The sequence below is a fragment of the Plantactinospora sp. A48 genome (assembly GCF_055793945.1).
This window is the reverse complement of record NZ_JBTIXF010000038.1, coordinates 36,723-59,803: the sequence shown is the minus strand read 5'-3', so window position 1 is coordinate 59,803 and position 23,081 is coordinate 36,723. Positions and strand designations below refer to the sequence as shown.

23 protein-coding genes are annotated in these 23,081 nt (G+C 71.2%); 14 read left to right on the top strand and 9 right to left on the bottom strand.

All coding sequences use genetic code 11. The features are described from left to right. Together ACXN5W_RS19670 and ACXN5W_RS19665 are read right to left on the bottom strand one after the other, a co-directional pair. Positions 1-1,410, bottom strand: a 1,410-nt coding sequence (locus ACXN5W_RS19670; RefSeq protein ID WP_473159790.1) for a non-reducing end alpha-L-arabinofuranosidase family hydrolase, incomplete at its 3' end; no start/stop codon positions are given. 538 nt (positions 1,411-1,948) lie between these two features. Next, positions 1,949-2,587 carry an HD domain-containing protein gene (locus ACXN5W_RS19665; RefSeq protein ID WP_473159789.1) on the bottom strand — a complete coding sequence of 213 codons (639 nt, stop codon included), beginning with the start codon at positions 2,585-2,587 and terminating at the stop codon, positions 1,949-1,951. 195 nt (positions 2,588-2,782) lie between these two features. Between ACXN5W_RS19665 and ACXN5W_RS19660 the strand changes: the two genes are divergently transcribed. Next, positions 2,783-3,760, top strand: a complete 978-nt coding sequence (locus tag ACXN5W_RS19660; protein ID WP_473159788.1) for a GlxA family transcriptional regulator — start codon at positions 2,783-2,785, stop codon at positions 3,758-3,760. Between the two features lie 32 nt (positions 3,761-3,792). Here the strand turns inward: ACXN5W_RS19660 and ACXN5W_RS19655 are convergent, their stop codons facing one another. Further along, positions 3,793-4,311, bottom strand: a complete 519-nt coding sequence (locus ACXN5W_RS19655) for a DUF5994 family protein (protein ID WP_473159787.1) — start codon at positions 4,309-4,311, stop codon at positions 3,793-3,795. 3 nt (positions 4,312-4,314) lie between these two features. Further along, positions 4,315-4,749, bottom strand: coding sequence for a LapA family protein (locus ACXN5W_RS19650; RefSeq protein WP_473159786.1), 435 nt, complete (start codon positions 4,747-4,749; stop codon positions 4,315-4,317). A gap of 616 nt (positions 4,750-5,365) precedes the next feature. On the opposite strand from ACXN5W_RS19650, the gene ACXN5W_RS19645 reads away from it, so the two are divergent. The 10 genes from ACXN5W_RS19645 to ACXN5W_RS19600 all read left to right on the top strand — a co-directional run bounded on the left by ACXN5W_RS19645 (position 5,366) and on the right by ACXN5W_RS19600 (position 14,226). Next, positions 5,366-5,935 carry a GAF and ANTAR domain-containing protein gene (locus ACXN5W_RS19645; protein ID WP_473159785.1) on the top strand — a complete coding sequence of 190 codons (570 nt, stop codon included), beginning with the start codon at positions 5,366-5,368 and terminating at the stop codon, positions 5,933-5,935. A gap of 83 nt (positions 5,936-6,018) precedes the next feature. Beyond that, complete coding sequence (locus ACXN5W_RS19640; protein WP_473159784.1) at positions 6,019-6,750, top strand: GAF and ANTAR domain-containing protein; 732 nt, start codon at positions 6,019-6,021, stop codon at positions 6,748-6,750. A 190-nt stretch (positions 6,751-6,940) separates the two neighbouring features. Then, positions 6,941-7,696 (top strand): SigB/SigF/SigG family RNA polymerase sigma factor, encoded by a 756-nt coding sequence (locus ACXN5W_RS19635; protein ID WP_473159783.1) that lies wholly within the window; start codon positions 6,941-6,943, stop codon positions 7,694-7,696. A 159-nt stretch (positions 7,697-7,855) separates the two neighbouring features. Then, on the top strand, positions 7,856-8,029 hold the full coding sequence (locus ACXN5W_RS19630) for a hypothetical protein (protein ID WP_473159782.1): 174 nt from the start codon (positions 7,856-7,858) through the stop codon (positions 8,027-8,029). Next, positions 8,026-9,039, top strand: coding sequence for a glycosyltransferase family 4 protein (locus ACXN5W_RS19625; protein WP_473159781.1), 1,014 nt, complete (start codon positions 8,026-8,028; stop codon positions 9,037-9,039). The genes ACXN5W_RS19630 and ACXN5W_RS19625 overlap by 4 nt, the downstream gene beginning before the upstream one ends. Before the next feature lie 103 nt (positions 9,040-9,142). After that, entirely contained in the window at positions 9,143-10,279 is a 1,137-nt protein-coding gene (locus ACXN5W_RS19620) for a glycosyltransferase (protein ID WP_473159780.1), read from the top strand. 40 nt (positions 10,280-10,319) lie between these two features. Further along, a complete protein-coding gene (locus ACXN5W_RS19615) occupies positions 10,320-11,408 on the top strand; it encodes a glycosyltransferase (protein WP_473159779.1) in 1,089 nt (362 codons plus the stop codon). Then, positions 11,405-12,892: a glycoside hydrolase family 130 protein gene (locus ACXN5W_RS19610; protein ID WP_473159778.1), complete on the top strand. Its 1,488-nt coding sequence runs from the start codon at positions 11,405-11,407 to the stop codon at positions 12,890-12,892. Before ACXN5W_RS19615 ends, ACXN5W_RS19610 begins: the two co-directional genes overlap by 4 nt. A gap of 237 nt (positions 12,893-13,129) precedes the next feature. Next, the gene (locus tag ACXN5W_RS19605; protein ID WP_473159777.1) at positions 13,130-13,468 is read left to right on the top strand and encodes a hypothetical protein; all 339 of its coding nucleotides are present in this window, start codon (positions 13,130-13,132) and stop codon (positions 13,466-13,468) included. An 83-nt stretch (positions 13,469-13,551) separates the two neighbouring features. Beyond that, positions 13,552-14,226 carry a DUF6766 family protein gene (locus ACXN5W_RS19600; protein ID WP_473159776.1) on the top strand — a complete coding sequence of 225 codons (675 nt, stop codon included), beginning with the start codon at positions 13,552-13,554 and terminating at the stop codon, positions 14,224-14,226. 72 nt (positions 14,227-14,298) lie between these two features. Here ACXN5W_RS19600 and ACXN5W_RS19595 read toward each other — a convergent pair whose 3' ends face one another. Genes ACXN5W_RS19595 through ACXN5W_RS19585 form a run of 3 tightly spaced genes read right to left on the bottom strand, consistent with a single transcriptional unit; the run spans position 14,299 to position 17,905 of the window. Beyond that, a complete protein-coding gene (locus ACXN5W_RS19595; RefSeq protein ID WP_473159775.1) occupies positions 14,299-14,757 on the bottom strand; it encodes a hypothetical protein in 459 nt (152 codons plus the stop codon). 3 nt (positions 14,758-14,760) lie between these two features. Next, positions 14,761-17,196 carry a molybdopterin oxidoreductase family protein gene (locus tag ACXN5W_RS19590; protein ID WP_473159774.1) on the bottom strand — a complete coding sequence of 812 codons (2,436 nt, stop codon included), beginning with the start codon at positions 17,194-17,196 and terminating at the stop codon, positions 14,761-14,763. Next, on the bottom strand, positions 17,189-17,905 hold the full coding sequence (locus ACXN5W_RS19585; protein WP_473159773.1) for a GAF and ANTAR domain-containing protein: 717 nt from the start codon (positions 17,903-17,905) through the stop codon (positions 17,189-17,191). Before ACXN5W_RS19585 ends, ACXN5W_RS19590 begins: the two co-directional genes overlap by 8 nt. 297 nt (positions 17,906-18,202) lie before the next feature. On the opposite strand from ACXN5W_RS19585, the gene ACXN5W_RS19580 reads away from it, so the two are divergent. The 3 genes from ACXN5W_RS19580 to ACXN5W_RS19570 all read left to right on the top strand — a co-directional run bounded on the left by ACXN5W_RS19580 (position 18,203) and on the right by ACXN5W_RS19570 (position 20,887). Further along, positions 18,203-18,928: a GAF and ANTAR domain-containing protein gene (locus ACXN5W_RS19580; protein ID WP_473159772.1), complete on the top strand. Its 726-nt coding sequence runs from the start codon at positions 18,203-18,205 to the stop codon at positions 18,926-18,928. A 32-nt stretch (positions 18,929-18,960) separates the two neighbouring features. Further along, a complete protein-coding gene (locus ACXN5W_RS19575; protein WP_473159771.1) occupies positions 18,961-19,413 on the top strand; it encodes a hypothetical protein in 453 nt (150 codons plus the stop codon). Positions 19,414-19,633: 220 nt separating this feature from the next. Beyond that, positions 19,634-20,887, top strand: coding sequence for an alpha/beta hydrolase family protein (locus ACXN5W_RS19570; protein WP_473159795.1), 1,254 nt, complete (start codon positions 19,634-19,636; stop codon positions 20,885-20,887). Positions 20,888-20,970: 83 nt separating this feature from the next. Here the strand turns inward: ACXN5W_RS19570 and ACXN5W_RS19565 are convergent, their stop codons facing one another. Together ACXN5W_RS19565 and ACXN5W_RS19560 are read right to left on the bottom strand one after the other, a co-directional pair. Continuing rightward, entirely contained in the window at positions 20,971-21,615 is a 645-nt protein-coding gene (locus ACXN5W_RS19565) for a LuxR C-terminal-related transcriptional regulator (RefSeq protein ID WP_473159794.1), read from the bottom strand. A 14-nt stretch (positions 21,616-21,629) separates the two neighbouring features. Further along, positions 21,630-22,955 carry a sensor histidine kinase gene (locus tag ACXN5W_RS19560; RefSeq protein ID WP_473159770.1) on the bottom strand — a complete coding sequence of 442 codons (1,326 nt, stop codon included), beginning with the start codon at positions 22,953-22,955 and terminating at the stop codon, positions 21,630-21,632. Positions 22,956-23,081 lie beyond the last annotated feature (126 nt).

Below are 23,081 nucleotides of genomic sequence, written 5' to 3'. Positions count from 1 at the left end.
GGTGGCGCGGCCCTGGTAGAGCAGTTGCAGGTTGCAGGGGTCGACCGTGAAGGTCTGGTCGGGGTTGTTGCGGACCAGGTCACCGTGGCTGATGTCGTTGGTCCAGGTGGCGCCGCTGTTGGCCTTGCCGGCGAACGGCCGGCTCTCGCTGGTGGCCTGCGGGGTCCACGAACCGCCCAGGCTGGTGGCGGTGTACGAGCGGAAGTAGCGGCCCTGGGCGCCGATCGACTCGACGAGCATGAGGTACTGGTTCTGGCCCGCGATCTTGTAGACCTGAACCCCTTCGAACAGGTTGTTCGTGGAGTCGCTCATGATCGTGGTGTAGTTCGAGCCGAAGTTGCCCGGGAAGTTGCCGATCGGCATGCTGGCCCGGTAGATCTTGCCGTTGTCCCCGGCGAAGAACAGGTACATGTTCTGGCCGTCGCCGATCACCGTCTGGTCGATCGGGCCGGTGCCGGAGCCGGAGATGCTGCCGGTGAACAGCGTCTGCTGAGCCGACCAGCCGTTGGCGTTGGTCGGGTCACTGGAGGTGCGGTAGGAGAAGGCCGTCCCACCCCACTGGTAGGTCAGCACCCAGATGTTCTTCGGCGCGAAGTAGAACAGGGTCGGCGCCACGGTGCCGGAGCTCATGCCGTTCTGGCTGGCGGTGGCCATGTCCGACCAGTTGGTGAACAGGCCGAAGTTCATCGACCCCCACCCTGAACCGGTGTTGTGGGTGGTGGCGTAGACGAGGTGCTTGCCGTTGTAGACGACGTTGGTGAAGTCCTTCAACGACACCCAGCCCGACTTCGGGTTCGCCAGCGGGCCCGTGGACGTCCACCGGTAGGTCGACGGCAGCGAGCACGTCGGGGACGACGTCGGCGGGGCGGAGGTGGGCGGTGCCGAGGTCGGCGGGGCCGAGGTGGGCGGGGCCGAGGTCGGCGGGGCCGAGGTCGGCGGGGCCGAGGTGGGCGGTGCGGTCGTCGGCACGGACGTGGTCGGCCCGTTCGTCGGGCTGCCGTTACAGGCCACACCGTTGAGGGCGAAGTCGGTCGGCATCGGGTTGCTGCCCGTCGACGACCCGTTGAAGCCGAACGACGTCGAACCGTTGGTCGGGACCGAACCGTTGTAGCTGACGTTCTTCGCGGTGATCAGCGAGCCGTTCTGGGTCAACACCGTGTTCCACGACTGCGTCACCGTCTGCCCGGCCCCGTACGACCACGTCAGGGTCCAACTGGTCAACGGGTCGCCCAGGTTCGTGATCGTCACGTTGGCGCCGAATCCGCCCGGCCACTCCGAGGACACGGCGTAGTTCACCGAGCAGCCCGCCGCTGCGGCGCCGGCCGGCAACGCCACGACAAACGTCGCCGCCGCCAGCAACGCGACACCGGCCGACGCCAGGCCGACATTTGTCGCTCTGGATCTAGTCATAAAACACTCTCCTGACGGGATGGCGGCCTACGCATTCGCGGGGATCGTTCTAGGTTAGCGTTAACAGCCGCGTCGGTCATGTTACGGGAGCGCTCCCAACGGCTCAACCTTCATCAATGGATGGGGTTACCTCCCTGATTGTCTGGTTCGTTCTGAACCTTTTATCGCTCTTGGGCGGACAAGAGGCATATCCCCGATACACCCGGGCGGCGGCGTCCGCCATGCGGACATGAGCGGCCGGTAACCGGCCGGCGACCGACCGCAAACGAGGGCCCACCCGCGCCGACGGACGCCGGTCGCGTTCAGCCGTCACCCCTCCCACCCGGCACACCAAGATCCGGAGCGGCGGAGCGGATCGTCAAGTAGCTCGAATCCGCGTTTTGGCAATGTCGTCTGTCGATGCATCGTTTGGACACACCAACTGGACAGAGCGTCACTCTTCCTCGCGACCCACGGTCAATTGAATTTCCAACCGATCTTCCTGCCCGGCGTCGAGGCGGTCGGCCCGACCGGATCAACCGACCGGTGAGCCAGCCGATCAGCTCGGCCAGGGCGACCCGACGATGCGCTCCACCGTCGTCACGCGCCGGAGGCCGGGGATGAAGTGTTCGAGCACGTCGGAGTTCACGGTGCCGTTCGTGGTCTCGGGCCGGTCCTTCAGTCCGTCGACGTAGGTCCGCAGGAACTCGTTCTTGAAGTCGCCCCGTGGATGGACGGCGAGAACAGCGCCGAGCTGGTCGTGATCCAGTTCGTCCAGGCCGAGGCCGAGCACGTCGGTCAGCACCCCGAGGTACGTGGTGGCGACCTCCGGGGCCATCCGGTCGGGAATGCCCGGCGTGGTGTGCAGCGCGACAGCCGTCCAGACGGTGTCGACCGCGGCCGTCGAGAAACCCCGCTCCAGGAGGAACCTGCGGGCATGGTCGGCGCCGTCGACCTCGAAGCGCTGCTCGACGTCGGAGAAGGGCGTCAGCAGGCCCGTATCGTGGAACATGGCGGCCAGATAGAGCAGCTCCGGGTCCGGTGCCACGCCGAGCCTGCGAGCATGGATCAGCCCGAAGAGGAAGACCCGGCGGGAGTGGTGGTAGATGAGCGGACTGGTCGTCTCCTGGATGCGCCGGGTCGCTTCGGCGACCGCCGCCGTCTCCGGAATCTCCAGCCCCGCGATGACCTCTGACATGATCTCCGACCTTCCAGCAGGTGGGTGCGGACCGGGTGGTCGACCTCCATGCTGCCCACCGATCGTCGTACGGCGCCGCGCTCGTCCGGCCAGGAACCACCCATATCCGGACCACCCATATCCGGACCGGGCCGGGCCGGGGGCGTACGGGATCGCCGGACGGGTCGACCGCTCCGGCGCCCGGGGGCCGCGCTGGTGACCACCGGTCCCCACCGGGTCGCGGTTCTCGTCTACGACGGGGTGACGTTGCTGGACGTGGCCGGTCCGGCGGAGGTGTTCAAGGAGGCGAACCGGTTCGGAGCCGACTACCGCATCCTGTTGCTGTCGCCGACCGGCGCGGACGTCACGTCGAACCTCGGGGTCCGGATGGCGGTCGACGGCGCCGTCTCCCCGGAGCCGGCCTTCGACACGCTCCTGGTGGCCGGATCCGACCGCTATCCGCGTACCCGGGTCCCCGTCGACCTGGCGGACGCGGCCCGGATACCGGCGGCGGCGGCCGGCCGGGTCGCGTCGATCTGCACCGGGGCGTTCGTGCTCGCCGCCGCCGGCCTGCTCGACGGCAAGCGGGCGACGACGCACTGGCAGGTCGCGCACAAGCTCGCCAGCGGATACCCGACCTGCCGCGTCGAGCCCGACGCGATCTACGTCCGGGACGGCACCACGTACACGTCGGCAGGGGTGACCGCCGGGATCGACCTGGCGCTCGCCCTCGTCGAGGAGGACCACGGGCCCGACCTGGCGCGTGAGGTCGCTCGCGCCCTGGTGGTGTACATGCAGCGGGCGGGTGGCCAGTCCCAGTTCTCGGCCCCGCTACAGGGACCGCCGCCCCGCTCGCCGGCCCTGCGCAGGATCACCGACCTGGTGACGGCGAACCCCCGTGGCCACCACTCGCTCGGGGAACTCGCCAGCCACCTCAACGTGAGCACCCGACAGCTCACCCGGCTCTTCCACGACGAACTGTCCACGACACCGGCCCGCTACGTGGAGAACATCCGATTCGACCTGGCCAGGGCCCTGCTCGACCAGGGACACACCGCCACGCGGGCCGCGGCCCTCGCCGGGTTCCCCAGCTACGAGAGCATGCGGCGGGTTTTCGGCCGGAAGCTGTCGATCAGCCCCGCCGCCTACCAACGCCGGTTCGGCACGGCCCGCCGGGTCAGCGCGGAATCGTGACCCGGAGCGGATCCGCGTCGATCGGCGCGACGCTACCGCCCTCGCTGTCCCAGTACCGCGTGCGTGTCGGACCCGACCGTGCTCCGGGACCGGGCCCACGCGCTGGCCAGGATGTCGGGCGCGTGCCCGATGCTGGTCGGGTCGGCGGCGGTCGCCATCGCCCACTCGGCCGCCTGGGCCGGGATGCCGGGCGGCACCACCAGCAGGTCGACCTGGCGGTCGCGGCCGGTGGTGGCGACCAGCAGGGCGGGATCGAGGGTACGGAACCAGCCGATCCGGACCATGTCCGGTCCGACGGTCAACCGGCGAACCCGGTTCTCCCAGGTGGCGATGTTGAGCATGAGGTGCCGGATCCGGCCGTGCCGTTCGGACAGGGCACGGACGAGGCCGGGGAGTTCGACCGTGGCATCCCAGGACCGCGGCCACCACCCGCCGTCCAGCACGGTCCGATCGTGGGTGGGGGCGAGGGCGAGCCGCGACTCGGCGGCCACCGATCCGGTGATCGCGGCTGGTCGCGCGATGGTCGTGCTGACTCGTACGGTGCTGGACATGGCTTATCCGTCCTGGTTCTTCGGGCGGACCGGCAGCGGGACGCTGGCGATGTTGGGTGGCGGCGGCGGCGAGCCGGGCGCGGGCGGGTCGGCTTCCCGCGTACCGCGACGGCGGCTCAGCATCCGGAGTTGGACGATCCGGGCGGTGCCGGGCAGGGCGACGAGCAGGACTCCGCAGACCGCGGCCAGCAGCAGCGCCACTCCCATCGGCAGGGTGCCGTGCGCGCCGAGGAACGACACCTCGGCGCGTTGCCCGTTCTGCAGTACGAAGATGAGCAGCAGCAGGAGCACCACCGCGAACACCACGGCGGCGACCCACACGCCGCCGACCCGTGACCGCCGCACCGCCGGCCGGTCGGGAGTCGGGCGAGCGGCGTCCACGCTGTCGTGGCCATCGATCGCGGAGAATCGGACACTGCCGTTCCGAGCTGCGGTCATCACGAACCGCCGCCTTCCGAGGTGCATCTGGCGGGCCTGCGCGCTGTGGTGCGCTGGCGGGCCTGGGTGACGGGCGGCGACGTGCTGTCGCGGTCCGACGTGCTGTCGCGGTCCGACGTGTCGGTTTCCGTGGGGGGAGGTGCCTGGCGAAGTACCCGAGGAGATCCGGGGACCTGGAGATGGCGGCGGGTGACTTCGATCGGTGGGCGCGTCCGCAAGCGGCGAACCGTCAGCCACCGGGGTCCCGAGCGACCTCCCAAGCCTACGCCTCCGCGACCGGGCCGGTGCCCGCCAGGGCGGTGCGCGGTGGCGGCCGGTCGCGCGGTGCGGCCACGCGCGAGTACGGTGTGGCCATCAGCGGGGCCCCGGGCGGTGTCCAGCGCCGTACGGCGAACCTGTCCGCGTCGAAGATCCGGGTCGGAGCCAGCGGTGGGCAAGGACGGCCCGGGATCCGACGATCCGATGACCTCCGATCGCCGGCTGCGGCTGTGGGCCGTCCTCGCCGATGCCACCCGGGGCGGCCCGGTCGGGGTCGATCAGGTCTGCGCCACGGTGGTGTCGGTCGCGGACGTCGACTCCGCCGCCGTCGCGGTCGTCCTCGACGCCACGCGAGGTGGTGTACGCCACCGATCGGACCGCATCGGAGTTGGAGGACCTGACCCTCACCCTCGGTGAGGGGCCGGGCGTGGACGCGACCACCGGTGGGCCCGTCCTGGTGGCCGATCTGACGGAGCCGGAGTGCCGGAACCGCTGGCCGATGTTCGCGCCGGCCGCGCTGGACGCGGGGGCCGGTGCGATGTTCGCGTTGCCCCTGCGGGTCGGCGGGATCCGACTCGGTGTCCTGGACCTCTACCGGGCCAGCGCCGGCGACCTCGGGGTGGAGCAGCTGGCCGACGTGCTGATCATGGCGGACACCGCCTGCGCGGTGCTGCTGGATGACGCGGCGCGGCGCGGGGTGGACCGGGGCGATCCCTGGCCCGGGGGGACCGGGCTGCGACACCCCGAGGTACACCAGGCGACCGGGATGATCGTGGTGCAGCTCGGAGTGTCCGCGGCGGTGGCGCTCGTCCGGTTGCGCGCCTACGCGTACTCCCAGGACCGGTTGCTCCGGGACGTGGCGGCTGACGTCGTCGCTCGGCGCCTGCGTCTCGACCCGGCTGGGACGGGTGGCGAGTTGCGAGGGTGACCAGGGGATCGGCGCCAGGAAGGCGCGTTGCGGACCATCCCGTCGGGCGACCGGTGGAACCATTGATTGACGAGGTGACTGACATGGCCGAGACCCCGCTGGCCGACGTTTTCGTGGAGATGGCCGACACTCTCGTTGACGATTTCGACGTGATCGAGTTCCTGCAGGTGCTGACCGAGAGGTGCGTCGAGCTGCTGGGTGTGTCGGCGGCCGGGCTGCTCCTGACCGACCAGCGGGACACCCTGCAGGTGGTCGCCGCCTCCTCCGAACGCACCCGCCTGCTGGAGCTGTTCCAGCTCCAGACCGACCAGGGGCCCTGCCTCGACTGCTTCCGTTCCGGCCAACCGGTGTCGGTCGCCGACCTGACCCTGACCACCGCCCGATGGCCTAGATTCACCGCCGCCGCGGCCGAGGTCGGCTTCGCCGCCGTACACGCCCTGCCCATGCGGCTGCGCTCCGAGGTCATCGGTGCGCTGAACCTCTTCGAGGTCCGGCCGGGGTCCTTCGACCCGGACAAGCTGCGCATCGGTCAGGCGCTCGCCGACGTGGCCACCATCGGGCTGCTGCAACAGCGCGCCATCCACCGGCGCGACATCCTCACCGAGCAGTTGCAGACCGCGCTGAACAGCCGGGTCCTGGTCGAGCAGGCCAAGGGGGTCCTGGCCGAACGCCTCCAGGTGGACGTGGGCCGGGCCTTCACGATCCTGCGCGACGGCGCGCGGAGCCGAAACCGGCGACTGTCCGAACTGTCCCAGGCGATTGTCGACGGCTCCGAGCAGTTCGTGCCGGGATCGGGGGCCGACCAGCCCGGCTGACGAGCGGCTCAACACCCGGGCGGCTGCCCGGCATACGGCGTGCCGGGCTGTCGGTCCGGGAACCGAGGGCGTACGGTGACGGTGTCGCCCGGGCCCCCGGTGGCGCCAGTCTCGCCGCCATCGGTCCATTAGGGGCGTGCAAACAATGGTCAGCCCACCCTCGACCCTTACGGTCACTTCGCGCTCTCCGGTGCCGAATCCGGCCATAGGGGACAGTGAACGACTGTTCCTGCGACGTGCGGCCCTGGACATCCACGATCCCGACCGCGCTCGGCTGCGTACCCGGATCATCGAGACGAACCTGCCGATGTCCCGCCGGCTGGCCCGTCGGTACACCGGTCGTGGTGAGTCCTACGAAGACCTGGCGCAGGTCGGCGCGCTCGGCCTGGTCAAGGCCGTCGACGGCTACGACACCAACCGGGGCGTGCCATTCGCCAGCTACGCCATCCCGACCATCCTGGGCGGCATCCGTCGACACTTTCGCGACACGGCCTGGGCGATCCGGGTACCACGCCCGGTACAGGAACTGAACGCCCAGGTGCCCGCGGCCCAGGGCGAGCTGGGGCAGCAGAATGGTCGCCAACCGACTGACGGCGAGCTCGCCGACCACCTGGAGATGACCACGGCTCAACTCGTGGCCGCCGTCGCCGCCTCCGAGTTCTATCGCCTGCCGTCGCTGAACGAGCCACGGCCCGGAGCCAACAGCATCGAGCGCATCGCGCTCATCGGCGCCGCCGATGCGGGATACGCGACCGTGGACAACCACCTCACCCTCCAACTACTCCTCGCGGCGCTTCCGCTACGTGAGCGGCGGATCCTGATCATGCGGTTCTACGGCGAGCTGACCCAGGCGCAGATCGCCGCCCGGGTCGGGGTGTCGCAGATGCACGTCTCCCGGCTGTTGAAGAGCTCACTGGCCCAGCTGAAAGCTGGGATACTTCACTGACCGGCTCGTCGGTCGGGACCGCTCAGGCAGTCCCACCGAGCCGTCGAGGCCACCCGGAGATGTCATGGCCACTCCGTCCACCGCCGCTGGGTCCACCTCACCGGTCAAACCACCGCCAGTGACCATGATCATTCCGAATGGCTTCGCAAGGGAGAGACGATGAAGATCCCCAGGTACCGGATCGTCGCCGCGCTGCGTGAGCGCGGGCAGCAGGCCAGGGCCGACTGGGTCGAGCGCGAGCTGCCGGAGCGGGTGGACCCGAACAAGCACATGGGGCTCCTCGCCACCCTGCGTCTCGACCCGGCGGATTTTGCCGACGCGCCGTCCCCGTGAGGGTTGCCCTGCTCGGACCGGTCGCCTGGCGCACACCCCCGCACCACTACGGTCCATGGGAACAGGTCACCGGCCTGCTCGCCGAAGGGCTGGTCACCCGGGGCGTGGACGTGACGCTCTTCGCGACGCTGGACTCCGTCACCTCCGCGACCCTCGACGGCGTCTGCCCCCGGGGGTACGCCGACGACCCGGACCTGGACGGCCGGGTGTGGGAGGCGATGCACGTCTCCCACGCGATGGCCCGCTCCGGGCGGTTCGACCTGGTCCACAGCCATCTCGACTGGCTGCCGCTGGCCTTCGCCGAACACTGCCGCGCCCCGCTGCTCACCACCGTCCACGGCTTCTCCGGCCCGGGAATCCTGCCCGCGTACGCCCGGGCCCGCTCGTCCTACGTGTCGATCTCCGACGCCGACCGGAGCGCCGACCTCGACTACGTCGCCACCGTCCGGCACGGCATCGACCTCACCGCTCTGCCGTTCACCCGCGACGCCGGCCCCGGGCTGGTCGCCTTCGGCCGGATCCACCCCGACAAGGGCACCCACACCGCCATCGAGATCGCCCATCGCGCCGGCCGGCCGCTGACCATCTGCGGCATCGTCCAGGACGAGCGGTACTTCGCCGAGCGGGTGGCCCCGCACATCGACGGCACCCAGGTCGTCTTCCTCGGCTCGGTCGGCCCCCGCCGACGCGCGGAAATCCTGGGCGCCAGCACCGCCCTGCTGCACCCGATCGCCTTCGACGAGCCGTTCGGGCTCTCGGTGGTGGAGTCGATGGCCTGCGGCACACCGGTCGTCGCGTACGCCCGTGGGTCGATGCCGGAGATCGTCGACGAAGGGGTGACGGGATTTCTCGTACACAACGTCAAGCAGGCCGTCGACGCCGTCGCCCGGGCCGCCGGGCTGGACCGGGCCGACTGCCGGCACCGGGCCCGGCAGCGCTTCGGCGCGGACCGGATGGTCACCGACTATCTGGCCGTCTACGACCAGCTCGCCCGCCGACCGTACCGCTGAACCCGGCAACCGTCCTCGAATCCGTTCCGCCGGCCACGCACGACGGCCGGCGTGCGCCCGCCGCCGAACCCCGGGCGGCCGACAACCGGAAGGCCCGACGCCAATGCCCAGCTACGGATTTCTCAGCACGCACCCGCCGACCCGGTGCGGCCTGGCCACCTTCAACGCGGCCCTCGCCGCCCAGCTGACCGCCGACGGCACCCGTGGCGGCATCGTCCGGGTCACCGACCACGGCGACGACCTGCGGGCCGGACCCGGGGTCGTGCACACCTGGTCGACGCGGGACCAGGCCGGCTGGCAGGCCGCCGCGGCGGCCCTGAACACCTTCGACGTGGCCGTCGTGCAACACGAGTACGGCATCTACCCCGGTGCGGACGGCGAGGACATCCTGCCGCTGCTGCGCTGCCTCACGGTGCCGAGCATCGTCGTCCTGCACACCGTGCTCCGCCAGCCCTCGGCCCGGCAGCGGTCCCTGTTGGAGCAGATCGTCACCGCCGCCGGAGCGGTCGTCACGATGACCGACACGGCTCGTACCCGGTTGCTCGTCGGCTACACCGTACGGCGGGCCAAGGTCACGGTCATCCCGCACGGCGCCGCCGAGCACGTGGGCGCGGCCACCGACCGTCGTACCCGCCCGCACCTGCTGACCTGGGGACTGCTCGGACCGGGCAAGGGCGTCGAGTGGTCGCTGCGGGCCCTCGCGCGGTTGCAGGACCTCGACCCCACCCCCACCTACACCGTCGCGGGCCGGACCCACCCGAAGGTGCTCGAGCGGCAGGGGGAGGCGTACCGGGCGGAACTGCACCGGCTCGGCGCGCAGCTGGGCGTCGGACACGCCGTGGACTACCAGGACGCCTACCACGACCAACGGACCCTCGGCGGCCTGATCCGCTCCGCCGACGTGGTCGTGCTGCCCTACGACTCCCGGGAACAGGTCACCTCCGGGGTGCTCATCGAGGCGGTGGCCGCCGGGGTGCCCGTCGCGGCCACCGCGTTCCCGCACGCCGTCGAACTGCTCACCGACGGTCCCGGCCTGGTCGTACCCCATCAGGACCCGACGGCGCTGGCCGTCGCGATCCGGCGGATCCTGACCGAGCCCGGCCTGGCCGCCCGGCTGGTCGGCCGGGCCCGGCCTCGGGCGGCGGACCTGCGCTGGTCGACGGTGGCGGCCAGTTACGGCACGCTCGCCGAGCGGCTCGTCGCCGCCCACCTCCCCGTGGTCAGTTCGGCGTCGGTGTGACCGCCACCGTCCGCCGTCCCGTGGTCAGTTCGGCGTTCGCGTGACCGCCACCGCCCGCCGTCCCGGCGCGCCGGACAACGGACCCCGACCGACCCCGCCCGGACCGGACTTCGCGCACCTGCTCCGGCTGAGCGACGACACCGGGCTGTTCGAGCACGCCCGACACGCCATCGTCCGTCGCGAGCACGGCTACTGCACCGATGACGTCGCGCGCGGGCTGGTCGTCACCAGCCGCGAGCCGGCGCCGACCGAGGAGGTGTTCCGGCTCACCGAGCGCTACCTCGCCTTCCTGACCCACGCCCAGGACAGCGGCGGTGCCTTCCGCAACCGGCTCGGTCACGACCGGCGGTGGACCGACGAGCCCAGGCTGGGCGACTGGTGGGGCCGGGCGCTGTGGGGGCTGGGCACCGCCGCCGCGCGCAGCCCCGCCGGCTGGATCCGGGAGGAGGCGCTCGTCGCCTTCAACCGAGGCGCCAACCGGCGCTCCCCCGCCCCGCACGCCATGGCCTTCGCCGGGCTCGGCGCCGCCGAGGTGCTACGCCGCCACCCGTCCCACACCGCCGCGGCCACGCTGCTGACGGATGCGGCGGCCGTGATCGGTGCCCCCGGATCCGACCCACGGTGGTCCTGGCCGCAACAGCGACTCACGTACGCCAGTGCGGCCCTCGCGGAGGTCGTCATCGCCGCCAGCCAACTGCGGCACGGCGGTCCGCCCCTCGACGACGGCCTGCGGATGCTGGCCTGGCTACGCGACATCCAGCTCCACGACGGGCACCTGTCGGTCGTACCCGCCGGTGGTTGGCAGCGTGGTGCGGCCCGGTCGCGCCACGACCAGCAGCCGATCGAGGTCGCCGCCTTCGCCGACGCCTGCGCCACCGCCGCCACCGTCACCGGTGACCCCGGCTGGGAAACCGGGATACACCAGGCGGTCGGATGGTTCCTCGGCGACAACGACGTCGACACCCCGATGTGGGACCCGGCGACCGGCGGCGGCTACGACGGCCTCACCCCGCACGGGCCCAACCGAAACCAGGGCGCCGAATCCACCCTCGCCCTCATCGCCACCCTGCAACACGTTCCACGCCTGGCCCGCGACCCCCTCGACCCGGCCGCCCGGCGGTGGTCGTGACCGGCGTCCGGGCCGTCCGGCAGGGCCTCGGCCTCGTCCCGGACGCCCGCCGGGTCATCGTCAAGCTCTTCGTCCCCGGTGAGGACGCCACGGTGGTACGCAGCCGCACGATGGCGTTGATCGACCGCGTCGCGCACCTTGACGACGAGGAGACCGGCAGGCTGTTGCGGGACACCTTCGACCGGTTCGGCGCCCGACACCGTGACCTGGCCGGCACCTTCCAGCATCACTTCGATCTCGTCCGGCACCGCATCGCCCAGGTGCGGGACCTGTCCCCCACCACCCGGCTCCTGATCGGCGCCTACTTCAGCCACGAGTACGCGGTCGAAGCGGCCGCCCTGTGCAACCCGTCGATGGTGGCCCACCCCGACCAGTCCGGCCTGACCGCCGGGCAGCTACGCGTCGCGGTCAGCCTGCGTCAGATCGGCGAGGGTCACCTGTCGTCGATCGGGTTCGCCAGCGCGGTCCTCGGACCCGGGCGCCGGCTCGCTGTCGCCGACCGGTCCGGCCCGCTGGTCGTCGGGCAGCGGGATGGCGTACGGCACCGTCGGGACCTGCTCGCCGCCGGCCTGGCCGAGTTGGACTGCGACAACGAGATCACCGCCACCGTGCTGGACGCCCTGCCCGAACGCTACGACGGGGCCACCTTCGACCGGGTGCTCGGCAACCTGCCAGCGGACCTGCTCTCCCGCAGCACCGGACCGGGCACCTTGGAACACGTCCGCCGGGCCAACGCCGCCAGCTACGCCACGGCCTTCCCCGCCGACACCGCACTGCCCCAACGGGTGCTCTGGCCGGCCGTACCGGCGGAGAGCAACGGCATGGAGGACGCCCGGTTCGTCCGGTTCATCGATGAATCCGGACCGGTGTACCGGGCCACCTACACCGCCTACGACGGCCGACACATCGCCACCCGCGCGCTGACCAGCCGGGACCTGCGCCGCTTCGAGAGCACTCCGATGCGCGGACCGGGCGCCCGCAACAAGGGCGTCGCGCTGTTCCCCCGTACCGTCGCCGGCCGGCACCTGGCCCTGTGCCGCGCCGACGGCGAAACCATCGGCCTGACCTTCTTGGACAGCGAGAACCGGTGGCGGGAACCGGTGCCGCTGCACGCCCCCCGGGACAGCTGGGAACTGATCCAGGTGGGCAACTGCGGGTCCCCCGTCGAGACCGACGCCGGCTGGCTCGTGCTCACCCACGGCGTCGGTCCGATGCGCCGGTACGCCATCGGTGCGCTCCTGCTCGACCCGCACCGGCCCGAACGGGTCATCGCCCGGCTCCCCGGCGCGCTCCTGGCACCCGACGAGGCCGAACGGGACGGATACGTTCCCAACGTCGTCTACTCCTGCGGCGCGCTCGTCCACGACGGCGACCTCTGGCTGCCGTACGGTGCCGGCGACAACCGGGTCGGGTTCGCCACCGTGCCGGTGGCCGATCTCGTCGCCACGATGGTGGAGTCCCCACCGGTCCGCCGGGACGGTTGACCACCGGTCGCCATGCCGGCCGGTCAGTCCGGGATCGCGCGGCCCGTCAGGGCAGCCTGGGGCCTGGCCCGGCAGGACAGCCCGGGTGCCGGGCTGTTGCGCCGGCCTGGGCAGCCAACCGGTGATCCAATCCTCGATTGGGCGACGGCGAACGGGGTAAGACAGGCCCACATGAGGTTCGCAGGTGCAGTGCTGGGCGCAGCTCTGACCGTGGTGACGGTGACAGGTTGCAGTTCGGTGACCGACCGTGGTGATGCGGCCGCCGCCATCGCGGTACGGATGCTGAGCGCCATCGCCGACAAGGATGGGGCTGCGGCCTGCGCTCTGTTGGCCCCCGACACCGTCGCCGAGCTTGAGCAGTCCGCCGACCGGCCGTGCCCGGAGGCGATCCTGGCCGAGGACCTGCCCGAACCGGGCACGTTGACCGCCAGTGACGTGTACGGCCAGCGGGCGCAGGTGCGGCTCAGCGACGACACCGTCTTCCTCGCGATCTTCCCCGGGGGTTGGCGCGTGGTGGCCGCGGGCTGCACCAGCCGGGGCGAGAAGCCCTACGACTGCGTGTTGCAGGGAGGTTGAGCCATGCGGTTCCAATTCGTGCTGCTGCTGCTCGTGGTCGCCACCGGCCTCGTCTACTTCACCGCGTTGGGGGTGCTGCACCGGTGAGGCGATTCCTGCGCCAGAACTCCCTCGGGCTGGTCTTCGGTCTGCTGTTTCTCGTCGCGCTGGTCGCCCAGGCATTCGCCGGGCACGCCGACTTCAACCAACGGCAACTCAGCGAGGGCCTGCCGCCGATTCCGTTCGGCCGGTACCTCACGTCGGCGAGCTTCGCCGTGGATGTCACCGAGAACTGGCAGTCGGAGTACCTGCAGTTCTTCCTCTACATCTTCCTGACGGTGTGGCTGCTGCAGAGGGGTTCACCGGAGTCCAAGGAACTGGACAAGGCCGGCAAGGAATCGGACCAGGATCAACTGGTCGGCCCGTACGCCACCGACACGTCACCGGCCTGGGCGCGCGTCGGCGGCCTGCGGCGGGCGTTGTTCTCCCACTCGCTGGGCCTGGTGATGGGTGCGATCTTCGTGCTGTCGTGGCTGGCCCAGTCCATCAGCGGGGTCGCCGCGTACAACGAGGACCAGCTCGGCAACCTCCAGGATCCGGTGTCCTGGGGCCGGTACCTGCTGCTACCCGACTTCTGGAACCGCACCCTGCAGAACTGGCAGTCCGAACTGCTGGCCGTCACGTCGATGGTGATCCTGGCGATCTACCTGCGGCAGCGGGGATCGTCGCAGTCCAAGCCCGTCGGTGCCGCGCACGCCGCCACCGGCGTGGAAGGCTGAGCCCGCCGGCCGGAGCTGGCCAAGACGCGGGGCCGGTCCTGCTGCGCTGACCGGCCCCGCCCGGCGGCTCTGTCAGTCGGCGACGACGAGCGCCTGGGGCGCGGCGGCCTTCATCCGGGTACGCAGCCACTTGAGCTGGATCGCCGTCTCGCCCTCGCAGCGCTTCACGACCGCGAGCAGGTCCTCGTCGCGGGCGCCGTAGGCAGCCTGACCGACGACGGTCCAGGTGATGTCGCATTCGGCGGCCATCAGGTACAGGTCCTGAAGGTCACGCAGGAGGCCGATGCCACCGGCACGGGTGCCGGTGAACAGCTGCGAGTGCAGCCGGTCGGGTTCGGCGGGGGCGTCCTCGGCGTAACGGGCGGCGAACGGGCGCAGTTGCCCGGCGTGCGCGTCGCAGCGTTGCGCCTGCTGCTGACAGAGGTGCTGGATGTCGGGTTCCTCGGCGTGCGCGTCGGCGACCTGCCGGAACGCCTCGGCGAGGTTGACCTGGGCGCGGTGCAGCAGGCCGAGGTAGTGGGCGAGATGCACGGCTCACTCCTTCCCGCTGGTGGCCTGGGCGGCCGGCCCGCCGACCGTGGGTGGTAGGCCGGCGTCCGGCAGCGGCGCGCTGCCGCCGACCGTCGGCGCCGGTGACGGTACGCCGCCGCTGTCGGCGAGTTTCGTCACCGCGACGGCGGCAACCTTGAACAGCGGCTGCTTGGACACCGGGTCCCAGGCGGTGATGGTCAGCTCGTTGGCGGCGCGGGGGGTGCGGTCGTGCGGGTCCTGGTCGAACCAGCCGTAGTGGAACGGCACGAAGACCACGCCGGGGCGGATGCCGCTGATCCGGGCACGGGCCTCGATGCCGCCCCGGCCGGAGGAGATGCCGACGAGGTCGCCCTCGCCGATACCGAGGCGTTCGGCGTCGCCCGGGTGGAGTTCGGCCCACACGTCCGGGGCGGCGGCGTTCAACTGTGGGGCGCGGCCGGTCTTGGTACGGGTGTGGAAGTGGTAGACGGTGCGGCCGGTGGTGAGCATCAGCGGGCGCTCGTCGTCGGGCACCTCCGGTGAGGGTTGGTAGTCGACGGCGTGCAGGAACGCCCGCCCACCCGGCTCCTTCGCCCGGTACTCGGATTCGGTGAACTCGGCGCCCGTGGCGAGGTCGTGGCCGTAGGTCTCGCAGTAGTCGGGGTCGGTGTTGAAGTGCCCGTCGGGGTAGAGCCGCTCGGTGCCGTCGGGGTGCTCGTCGGTGCAGGGCCACTGGATGCCGGAGCCGCCGCGCAGCTTCCCGTAGGTGATGCCGGTGTAGTCGCAGGGTCGGCCGCGCGAGCACTCTCGCCAGGCATCGAACACCTCCTCCGGCCCGGTCCACCGGATCAGGGGGTGGCCGTCCTTGTCCCGGAAGTCCATCCGGCGGGCGTAGTCGAGGAAGATGTCCAGGTCGGGTCTTGCCTCGCCGGGTGGGTCGACCGCCTTGTCGGAGATGTGCACGGTGCGGTCGACGCTGGTGAACGTGCCGGTCTTCTCTCCCCACGTGGCGCCCGGCAGCACCACGTCGGCCAGTTCGGCGGTCTCGGTCAGGAAGAGATCCTGGACGACCACGAACAGGTCCGGCTGCCTGAGGATGCGCCGGATCCGGGACAGCTCCGGCAACGAGACGGCCGGGTTGGTGGCGGTGATCCACAGCAGTTTGATCGAGCCCTGCTCCGCGTACCGGAAGATCTGCATGGCGTGCGTCGGCGGCGCCCAGTGCGGGATGGTGTCCGCCTCGACGTTCCACAGCCGCGCCAACTCCTCGATGTGGGCGGTGTTCTCCCAGTTGCGCAGGCCGGGCAGGTCGCCGTCGGCGCCGGTCTCCCGGGTGTTCTGCGCGGTGGGTTGGCCGTTCATCTGGTAGATCCCGGCACCGGGGCGGCCGATCATGCCCCGGATCAGGTGCAGGTTGTTGACGCCGCAGGCGGCCGCGGTCGCCTGGTTGGACTGGTAGAAGCCCTGCAACACGGTCGACAGCAACCGCTGCGAGGCGCCCAGCAGCTCGGCGGCGCGCTCCACGTCGGCCGCCGGCACGTCGCAGATGTCGGCGACCCGGCGCGGTGGGTAGCCGTCGACGATCCGGCGCAGCTCCTCGAAGCCCAGGGTGTGCGCGTCGACGTGGTCGCGGTCGTACCAGCCCCGCCGGATGATCTCCCTCAGCAGACCGTTCACCAGTGCGATGTTGGTACCGTTGCGCACGGCGAGGTGCAGGTCGGCCTCCCTGGCGACCGGGGTGGCCCGGGGGTCCACCGCCAGCATCGCCGGCGGATTCGGGCCGCGCCGCCGGTCGAGCATCCGCATCCACAGCACCGTCTGCGTCTCGGCGACGTTGTGGCCCCACAGCGCTATCGCGTCGCAGTGATCCACATCGGTGTACGAACCGGGCTGCCCGTCGGTGCCGAAGCTCGCCTTCAGCGCCGCCGCCGCCGTCGCGGTGCACAACCGGGTGTTGCCGTCCATGTGCGGGGTGCCCAGGCCGGCCTTACCGATCACCCCGAGCGTGTAGTACTCCTCCAGGAACAACTGCCCGCTGGTGTAGAAGCCGAAATGTCCCCAGCCGCCCGGGCCGTCGAGGAGTTCCTTCGACCGGGCCACGACGCGGCCCATCGCGGTGTCCCAGTCCGTCTCGACCAGGCGGTCACCGTCGCGGACGAGCGGGCGGGTCAGCCGGTCCGGGCTGTGGTTGGCCTGCCAGCCGTACAGGTCCTTCGGGTCGACGCGGCCCCGGTTGATCCGGTCCACAGCCCGGCCGCGTACCCCGACGATCCGCCCGTCGGCGACCGCGATGTCCAGCGCGTCCCCGTTGGAGTGCAGCACCGACGCCGACTGCACCCACCGGTCCACGTCCGCCTCGGTGCGGTCGCCGTCGAGGAACCGGTCCACCCGTACCGGCCAGTCCTGCCCTGGCCCGTACGGGGTCCGCTCACCCCACGGGTCGGCGATCCGGTCAACCACGAGTCCCTCCCTCGACGGCTCTGGCCACGAGCGCCCCGGCCACGTCCCGGACCTTGCGGTTGGTGTCCTGGGAGATCTTCGACAGCAGCCCGAACGCCTCCTCGGGAGAGCAGCGCCGCTCCCCCATGATGATCCCCTTCGCCTGCTCGATCGTCGCCCGGCCGCGCATCGCCTCCTGCATCTGCTGCGCCAGCGTGGCGGCATCCTCGTAGAGGTGGGCGTTGGCCAGCGCCACCGCCGCGTACGCCGCGAACTCCCGCGCGACGGCGATGGCCGGCGGGTCGAAGGTGTACGCCACCCCGCCGTAGACGTTCAGCGCGCCCACCACCGACTCCTGGATCGGCAACCCGATCGACAGCGAACTCTCGACCCCGGCGGAGCGGGCCGCGGCCGCCCACGCCGGCCAGCGCTCCTCCGCGGCCATGTCCGGCACCGAGACGCTGTCGCCGCTGACGGAGGCGTCCAGGCAGGGCCCCCGGTTGTGCTCGTACTGCCACTCGTCGAGTTCCTGGGCCAGCTTGCCGGTGGCGGCCATGGTCTGCCTCTGCCGACCCCGGATCAGCGTCACCGAGACATCCCTCGTTCCGGGGATGCTCCGGTGGGCCAACTCGGCGACCCGGCGCAGCATGTTGTCCAGGCTGGTCTCGTCCAACCTGATTCGACCGAGTTCGGCGAAGGCGTCGGCGGAGCCCGCGGTCGGCTGCGTCATCGGAACAGTCCTTGTCAGCCGGCGTGGCCGGCAGGTCGGGGACGAACAGGCCGTCACCGCCGGATACCGGGGGGTAGGCACCGGCGGTTGCCGCCTGTCCTACCCACATCCGTCCGCCACACACACCCCGGCTGATGCGATTGGCTGGGCCCCGGGTGGGTAGGGCGACAGTCATGACCCATCGGAATCCGGGGCGATGTTCCGGCAGAATCCGGGGCGATGTTCCGGCACCCGACGGGCACCCCGCCGCCACGTCTTTCACCTGCCGGCATGAGCCGGCCGACAAGGATCGCCCCCATGCCGAAGCCGAACAGGGATCCCGCCGCCGCCGGGCCGGACGAGACCACTCTGACCGGTACGCTGCTCAGCCTCGCCGGACTGCCCGATGACGCTCCAGCGGTGCCGGAGCACCTGCGCAGGATCGTCCGGTTGTGCGCGGAGACGGTAGACCCGGTGGATTTCGCCTCGGTCACCGTGCACACCCCGGAGGGAGACCGGACCCGCTTCGCCAGCGACGAGGCGGCGGTGGCCGTCGACCTGGCCCAGTACGCCGAGGACGCCGGTCCCTGCCTGGCCGCTCTGCACAACGACGAGACGGTCGGCGTATCCGATGTGGCGGGCGTGGTGGTGTGGCCCGGCTTCCGCGACACGGCCTGGCGCTACGGGGTCCGGGCGTCGTTGTCGGTCCCGCTCCACGCCGGTAGCGGCGAACCGGTCGCCGCGCTGAACCTGTACGCCCGGGACGCCGCCGGGATGCGTGCGCTGATCCAGCGGGTGGAATCCTGCTACCACGGTGAAGGCGGGCTGCCGCAGGCCCGGCTGGACGTCGGCAGTGAGCAACTGCTCGCCGGGCTCGCCGGTGCGCTGCACCGCCGTGACCTCATCCAGCGGGCGATCGGGGTGCTCATGGACCGGCACCACGTCGAGGCCCGCTCGGCCTACGGGCAACTGGTCGAGGCCACCCCACCCGGCCGGACGTTGATCGACACCGCCACCGCCCTGCTCCGCCGGCACTTGGCCTGATTTTTCCTCGGCGCCAACGGAAAGAGGTATCCATGCGTGTGACACACCGGCCGGTGGCGGTGCTGACGACCCTGGGAGTTGCGCTCGCCGGCCTGCTCACCACCGGCGGAGCGGCGGTGGCGGCCCCACCTCCGACGCTGACGATGGTCAGCCGCCAGGTTTTCATCGCGGGCTGCCCGTTCGTCTACAGCGACGTCTACTGGAGCACCGGCGAACGCGCGGGGTATGCCGTGTGGAGCAGGGATCCCTGTGGAGACAACCCGGGTGACGCTCTGGCGGCGGGAGACACGTTGGCGGACGGGTACGGCATCAGCGCCTATTTGAGCACCGGCCGTGCGGCGACGACCGCCGGCCACGCCTCGCCTTACCAGAGTGGTTGGGTAACGGGCAATCTTCCCGAGGACAACACCTACGTCATGGCTGCCTGCATCGAAAAGGGCGGCGTCGACTACGTGTGTAATTCCGGCAAGGTCGTCAGCTCCTGACGCCTGACAATGGCGGACCGAATGTCACTTGGTTGCGGGGTTGCGGGGGTTATCCCCGGCACGAATATGGGCGGAAGCTGCCTTCTGTCGATCTGCGTCGCGCTCATAGCGTGAGACCGATGAAGGGCAGCCGCAGGCGCAGCCCTGGTCTTCTTAGGAGCCGTTCGTGGTACGGAGATTCCGCACAACCATATTCGCCTCGTTGACTGTCGGCCTGGTCATGGTCGCGTCCGCGGCGCCTTCCTCCGCCGCCGGCAACGTCACACCGCAGGCTCAGCGGCGAGCCGACGGGCCCGTTCGACTGCGACTGCCGGCGCCGACGGGGCCCCATCCGGTGGGTACGGTCGACCTGCACCTGGTCGACCGCTCCCGCACCGACCCGTGGTCGGCAACCCCGGTCCACCGCGAGCTGATGGTCAGCCTCTGGTATCCGGCCACGGACGTGGGCCGCTTCCCGCGGGCACCCCACATGCTGCCCGGCGCGGCGGCCCACTTCGGCAGCGCGGCCGGCGGTGGCACCAGCCTGTACGGCATACCGGCGGACTCGGTGGATTTCGCCGCGACCCGGACCAGCGGCCACCAGGGCGCGCCGGTGGCCCGGCACGAGCGGCCGTTCCCGGTGGTGTTGTACTCCGCCGGTGCCGGCGACCCACGGACCTGGGGCACCACCCTGGTGCAGGACCTGGCCAGCCGCGGGTACGTGGTGGTAACCATCGATCACACCTACGACGCTTCCGAGGTGGAGTTCCCGGACGGCCGCGTCGTCGGCACCGTGCTGCCGGAGGCGTTCGGGCAGGCACAGCAGCCCGACGAGTTCCAGAGGCTGGGGGCCAGGGTGTTCGACACGCGGGTCGAGGACACCCGCTTCGTGCTCGATCAACTGGTGGCCCTCGACCGGGGTACGAACCCGGACGCGGAGGGTGGGCCGCTTCCCGGTGGCATCGCCGGCGCCCTGGATCTCGACCGGACAGGCATGTTCGGCGTCTCCGCGGGCGGGCTGACCGCCTTGCAGGCAATGAGTGCGGACTCCCGCATCAGGGCCGCGATCGACATGGGCGGCAGCATCGAGTCACCGGTCATCCCGGATCCCCTCCAGCTGTGGCCGGTGGCTCGGCGCGGCCTGGACGGGCCGTTCATGTTCGTGGGCGACCCCGGCACCGACCACCATCAGACGCCGTCCTGGCGGATGCTGTGGGACAACAGCACCGGCTGGCACGTCGACCTGCGGCTCGACGGCGCGAAGAGCGAGGACTCCTACAAGGACACCGTGCCGCTGCTCCCGCAGATCGCCCGGCAGCTCGGCCTTCCCCACAGCTTCGTCACCGAGGCCATCGGCGACATCGAGCCGACCCGGGCCGTCCACACCGAGGAGACCCTGGTCACCGCCTTCTTCGACAGGTGGCTACGCGGCCGGGACGGGCACGTTCTGGACGGTCCGTCGCCACGACTGTGCGACGTCACCTTCGTCCCCTGACCCACGAACTGTCCCCGCCGGCTGGCCGCCGCCTCGGTTGCCAGCCGGCGGGTACGTGTCACGGTGGATTCCGGGCGGTGCGGTCAACCGCCGAGGTGGCGCAGGACGGCCAACACCCGGCGGTTGTCGCCGTCCGAAGACGGCAGGCCGAGCTTCGCGAAGATGTTCGCGACGTGTTTCTCCACCACCCCGGGGGTGATGACGAGCGCCGCGGCGATCCCGGCGTTGGACCGGCCCTCGGCCATCAACGAGAGCACCTCACGCTCCCGTGGGGTCAGCGACATCAGCCCGACCGTGTCCCGCCCGGCCCGCATCAGGTGGCCGACCACCTCCGGATCCAGCGCGGTGCCGCCGGACGCCACCCGGGTCAGCGCGTCCACGAAGTCGGCGACGTCGGCGACGCGGTCCTTGAGCAGGTAGCCGACGCCGCTGGGCCGGTCGGCGAGCAGGCGGGTCGCGTAACGGGTCTCGACGTACTGCGAGAACACCAGCACACCGACCGTGGGATGGTCGCGTCGGATGTCGATCGCGGCGCGCAGCCCCTCATCGGTGTGCGTCGGCGGCATCCGGATGTCGACGACGCACACGTCCGGCATGACGGCGGCGACGGCGGAGCGCAACGTGTCCGCGTCGGCCACCGCCGCACACACGTCGAAACCGCGGTCGGTGAGCAACCGGGTCAGCCCTTCGCGCATCATCGCGGCGTCCTCCGCGATCACCACCCGCATACCGTCGCCTCCGTTCACACCTGTGTGGGTAGTTCGATCTCGATCCGGGTCGGACCGCCGGCCGGGCTGTGCACGCGCATCCGACCGTCCACCACCGCGATGCGGCTGGCCAGGCCGGTCAGGCCGGGGCCGTCCGGGTTCGCCCCACCGGTGCCGTCGTCCGTGACGATCAGCGTCAGACGCTTGCCCGCGCCGACGACGCCGAGCCCGATCCGGGTCGCCCGGCTGTGCTTCGCCGCGTTCGCGAGCAGTTCGGCGGCGCAGAAGTAGGCGATGGTCTCGATGGCAGGTGCCGGACGGTCGGGCAACTCGACCGTCACCGCGACGGGGACCGCGCTGCTGGTGGCGAGCGTCGCCAACGCGTCGCCGAGACCGCTGTCGAGCACCGGCGGATGGATCCCACGGACCAGGTCGCGCAGATCGGCCAGGGCATCCTTCGCGCCGCGGTGGGCGAGCGCGACCAGTTCGCGGGCCTGCGCGAGATCGGGCGGTGGGCCGTCGACACCCAGCTTCTCAGTCGCCATGCCGAGGTTCATCGCCAGCGTGGCCAGCCGGACCTGCGCGCCGTCGTGCAGATCCCGTTCCAGCCTGCGCATCATCGTGGCCGCATCGTCGATCGCGCGCGCCCGGCTGGCCTGCAGTTCGCGTACCCGCTCGGCGAGCCGGCGTGGGCCGAGCAGCCGCCGCAGCGCGGCGACGTCCGGTGTCGTGCCGGCCCGCATCAACCAGGGCGAGACCAGCAGCATGGCGAGACCGGCCGCGGCGATGAGGAACGTGCCGGCGAACGTCCGGGCGCCGATGGTGCCGAACGGAGTCAGCGCCCACACCGGCCCGAGGCGAGTGCCGGGCGGATGATTGCGGAACAGCGGCCACCACACCGGGTAGCTGAGGTTGACCACTCCGAACACGTAGCAGAACACGCCGTAGCCCTGGGGGACGGCCAGTGGCACCTTGAGCAGGGCGTACCCGACGGCACGCCACCCCGGCCCGTCGGCCACCAGGGCGCCGATCCGCCTCGATGGCCGGGGCGGCGGAGCGGTCACGCGCACGTCGAGCAACCGGTCCGCGAGCCGGCGGTGCACGGCTCCCAGCGCACGCCCGAGCGGGGCGGCCAGCACCACCAGGAGCGCGACGCCGAGCGGGAAGAGGATCAGAAACAGCGGCGCGACCGCCGGTGCGGGTTGCTGGGACATGCCCCCGGTCGCCCAGAGGATGAGGACGCTCAGGGCGGGCACAAGCGCCGGTACGGCCAGGACGGCGACCGCGCTGACCACACCGGCCAGGCAGAACGCGGTCTGGCGCAGGGCCCGTACGGTGAACGGCGCGCGCAGCGCCGTCATCGGCCCACTGTCAACGGCCACCGTTGTCACCTGTCGTCATCGGTCCATTGCCATCCGTCACGCGCCATCGTCGGTCACGCGCCATCGTCGGTCACGTGCCATCGTCCGTCACGCGCCATCGTCGGT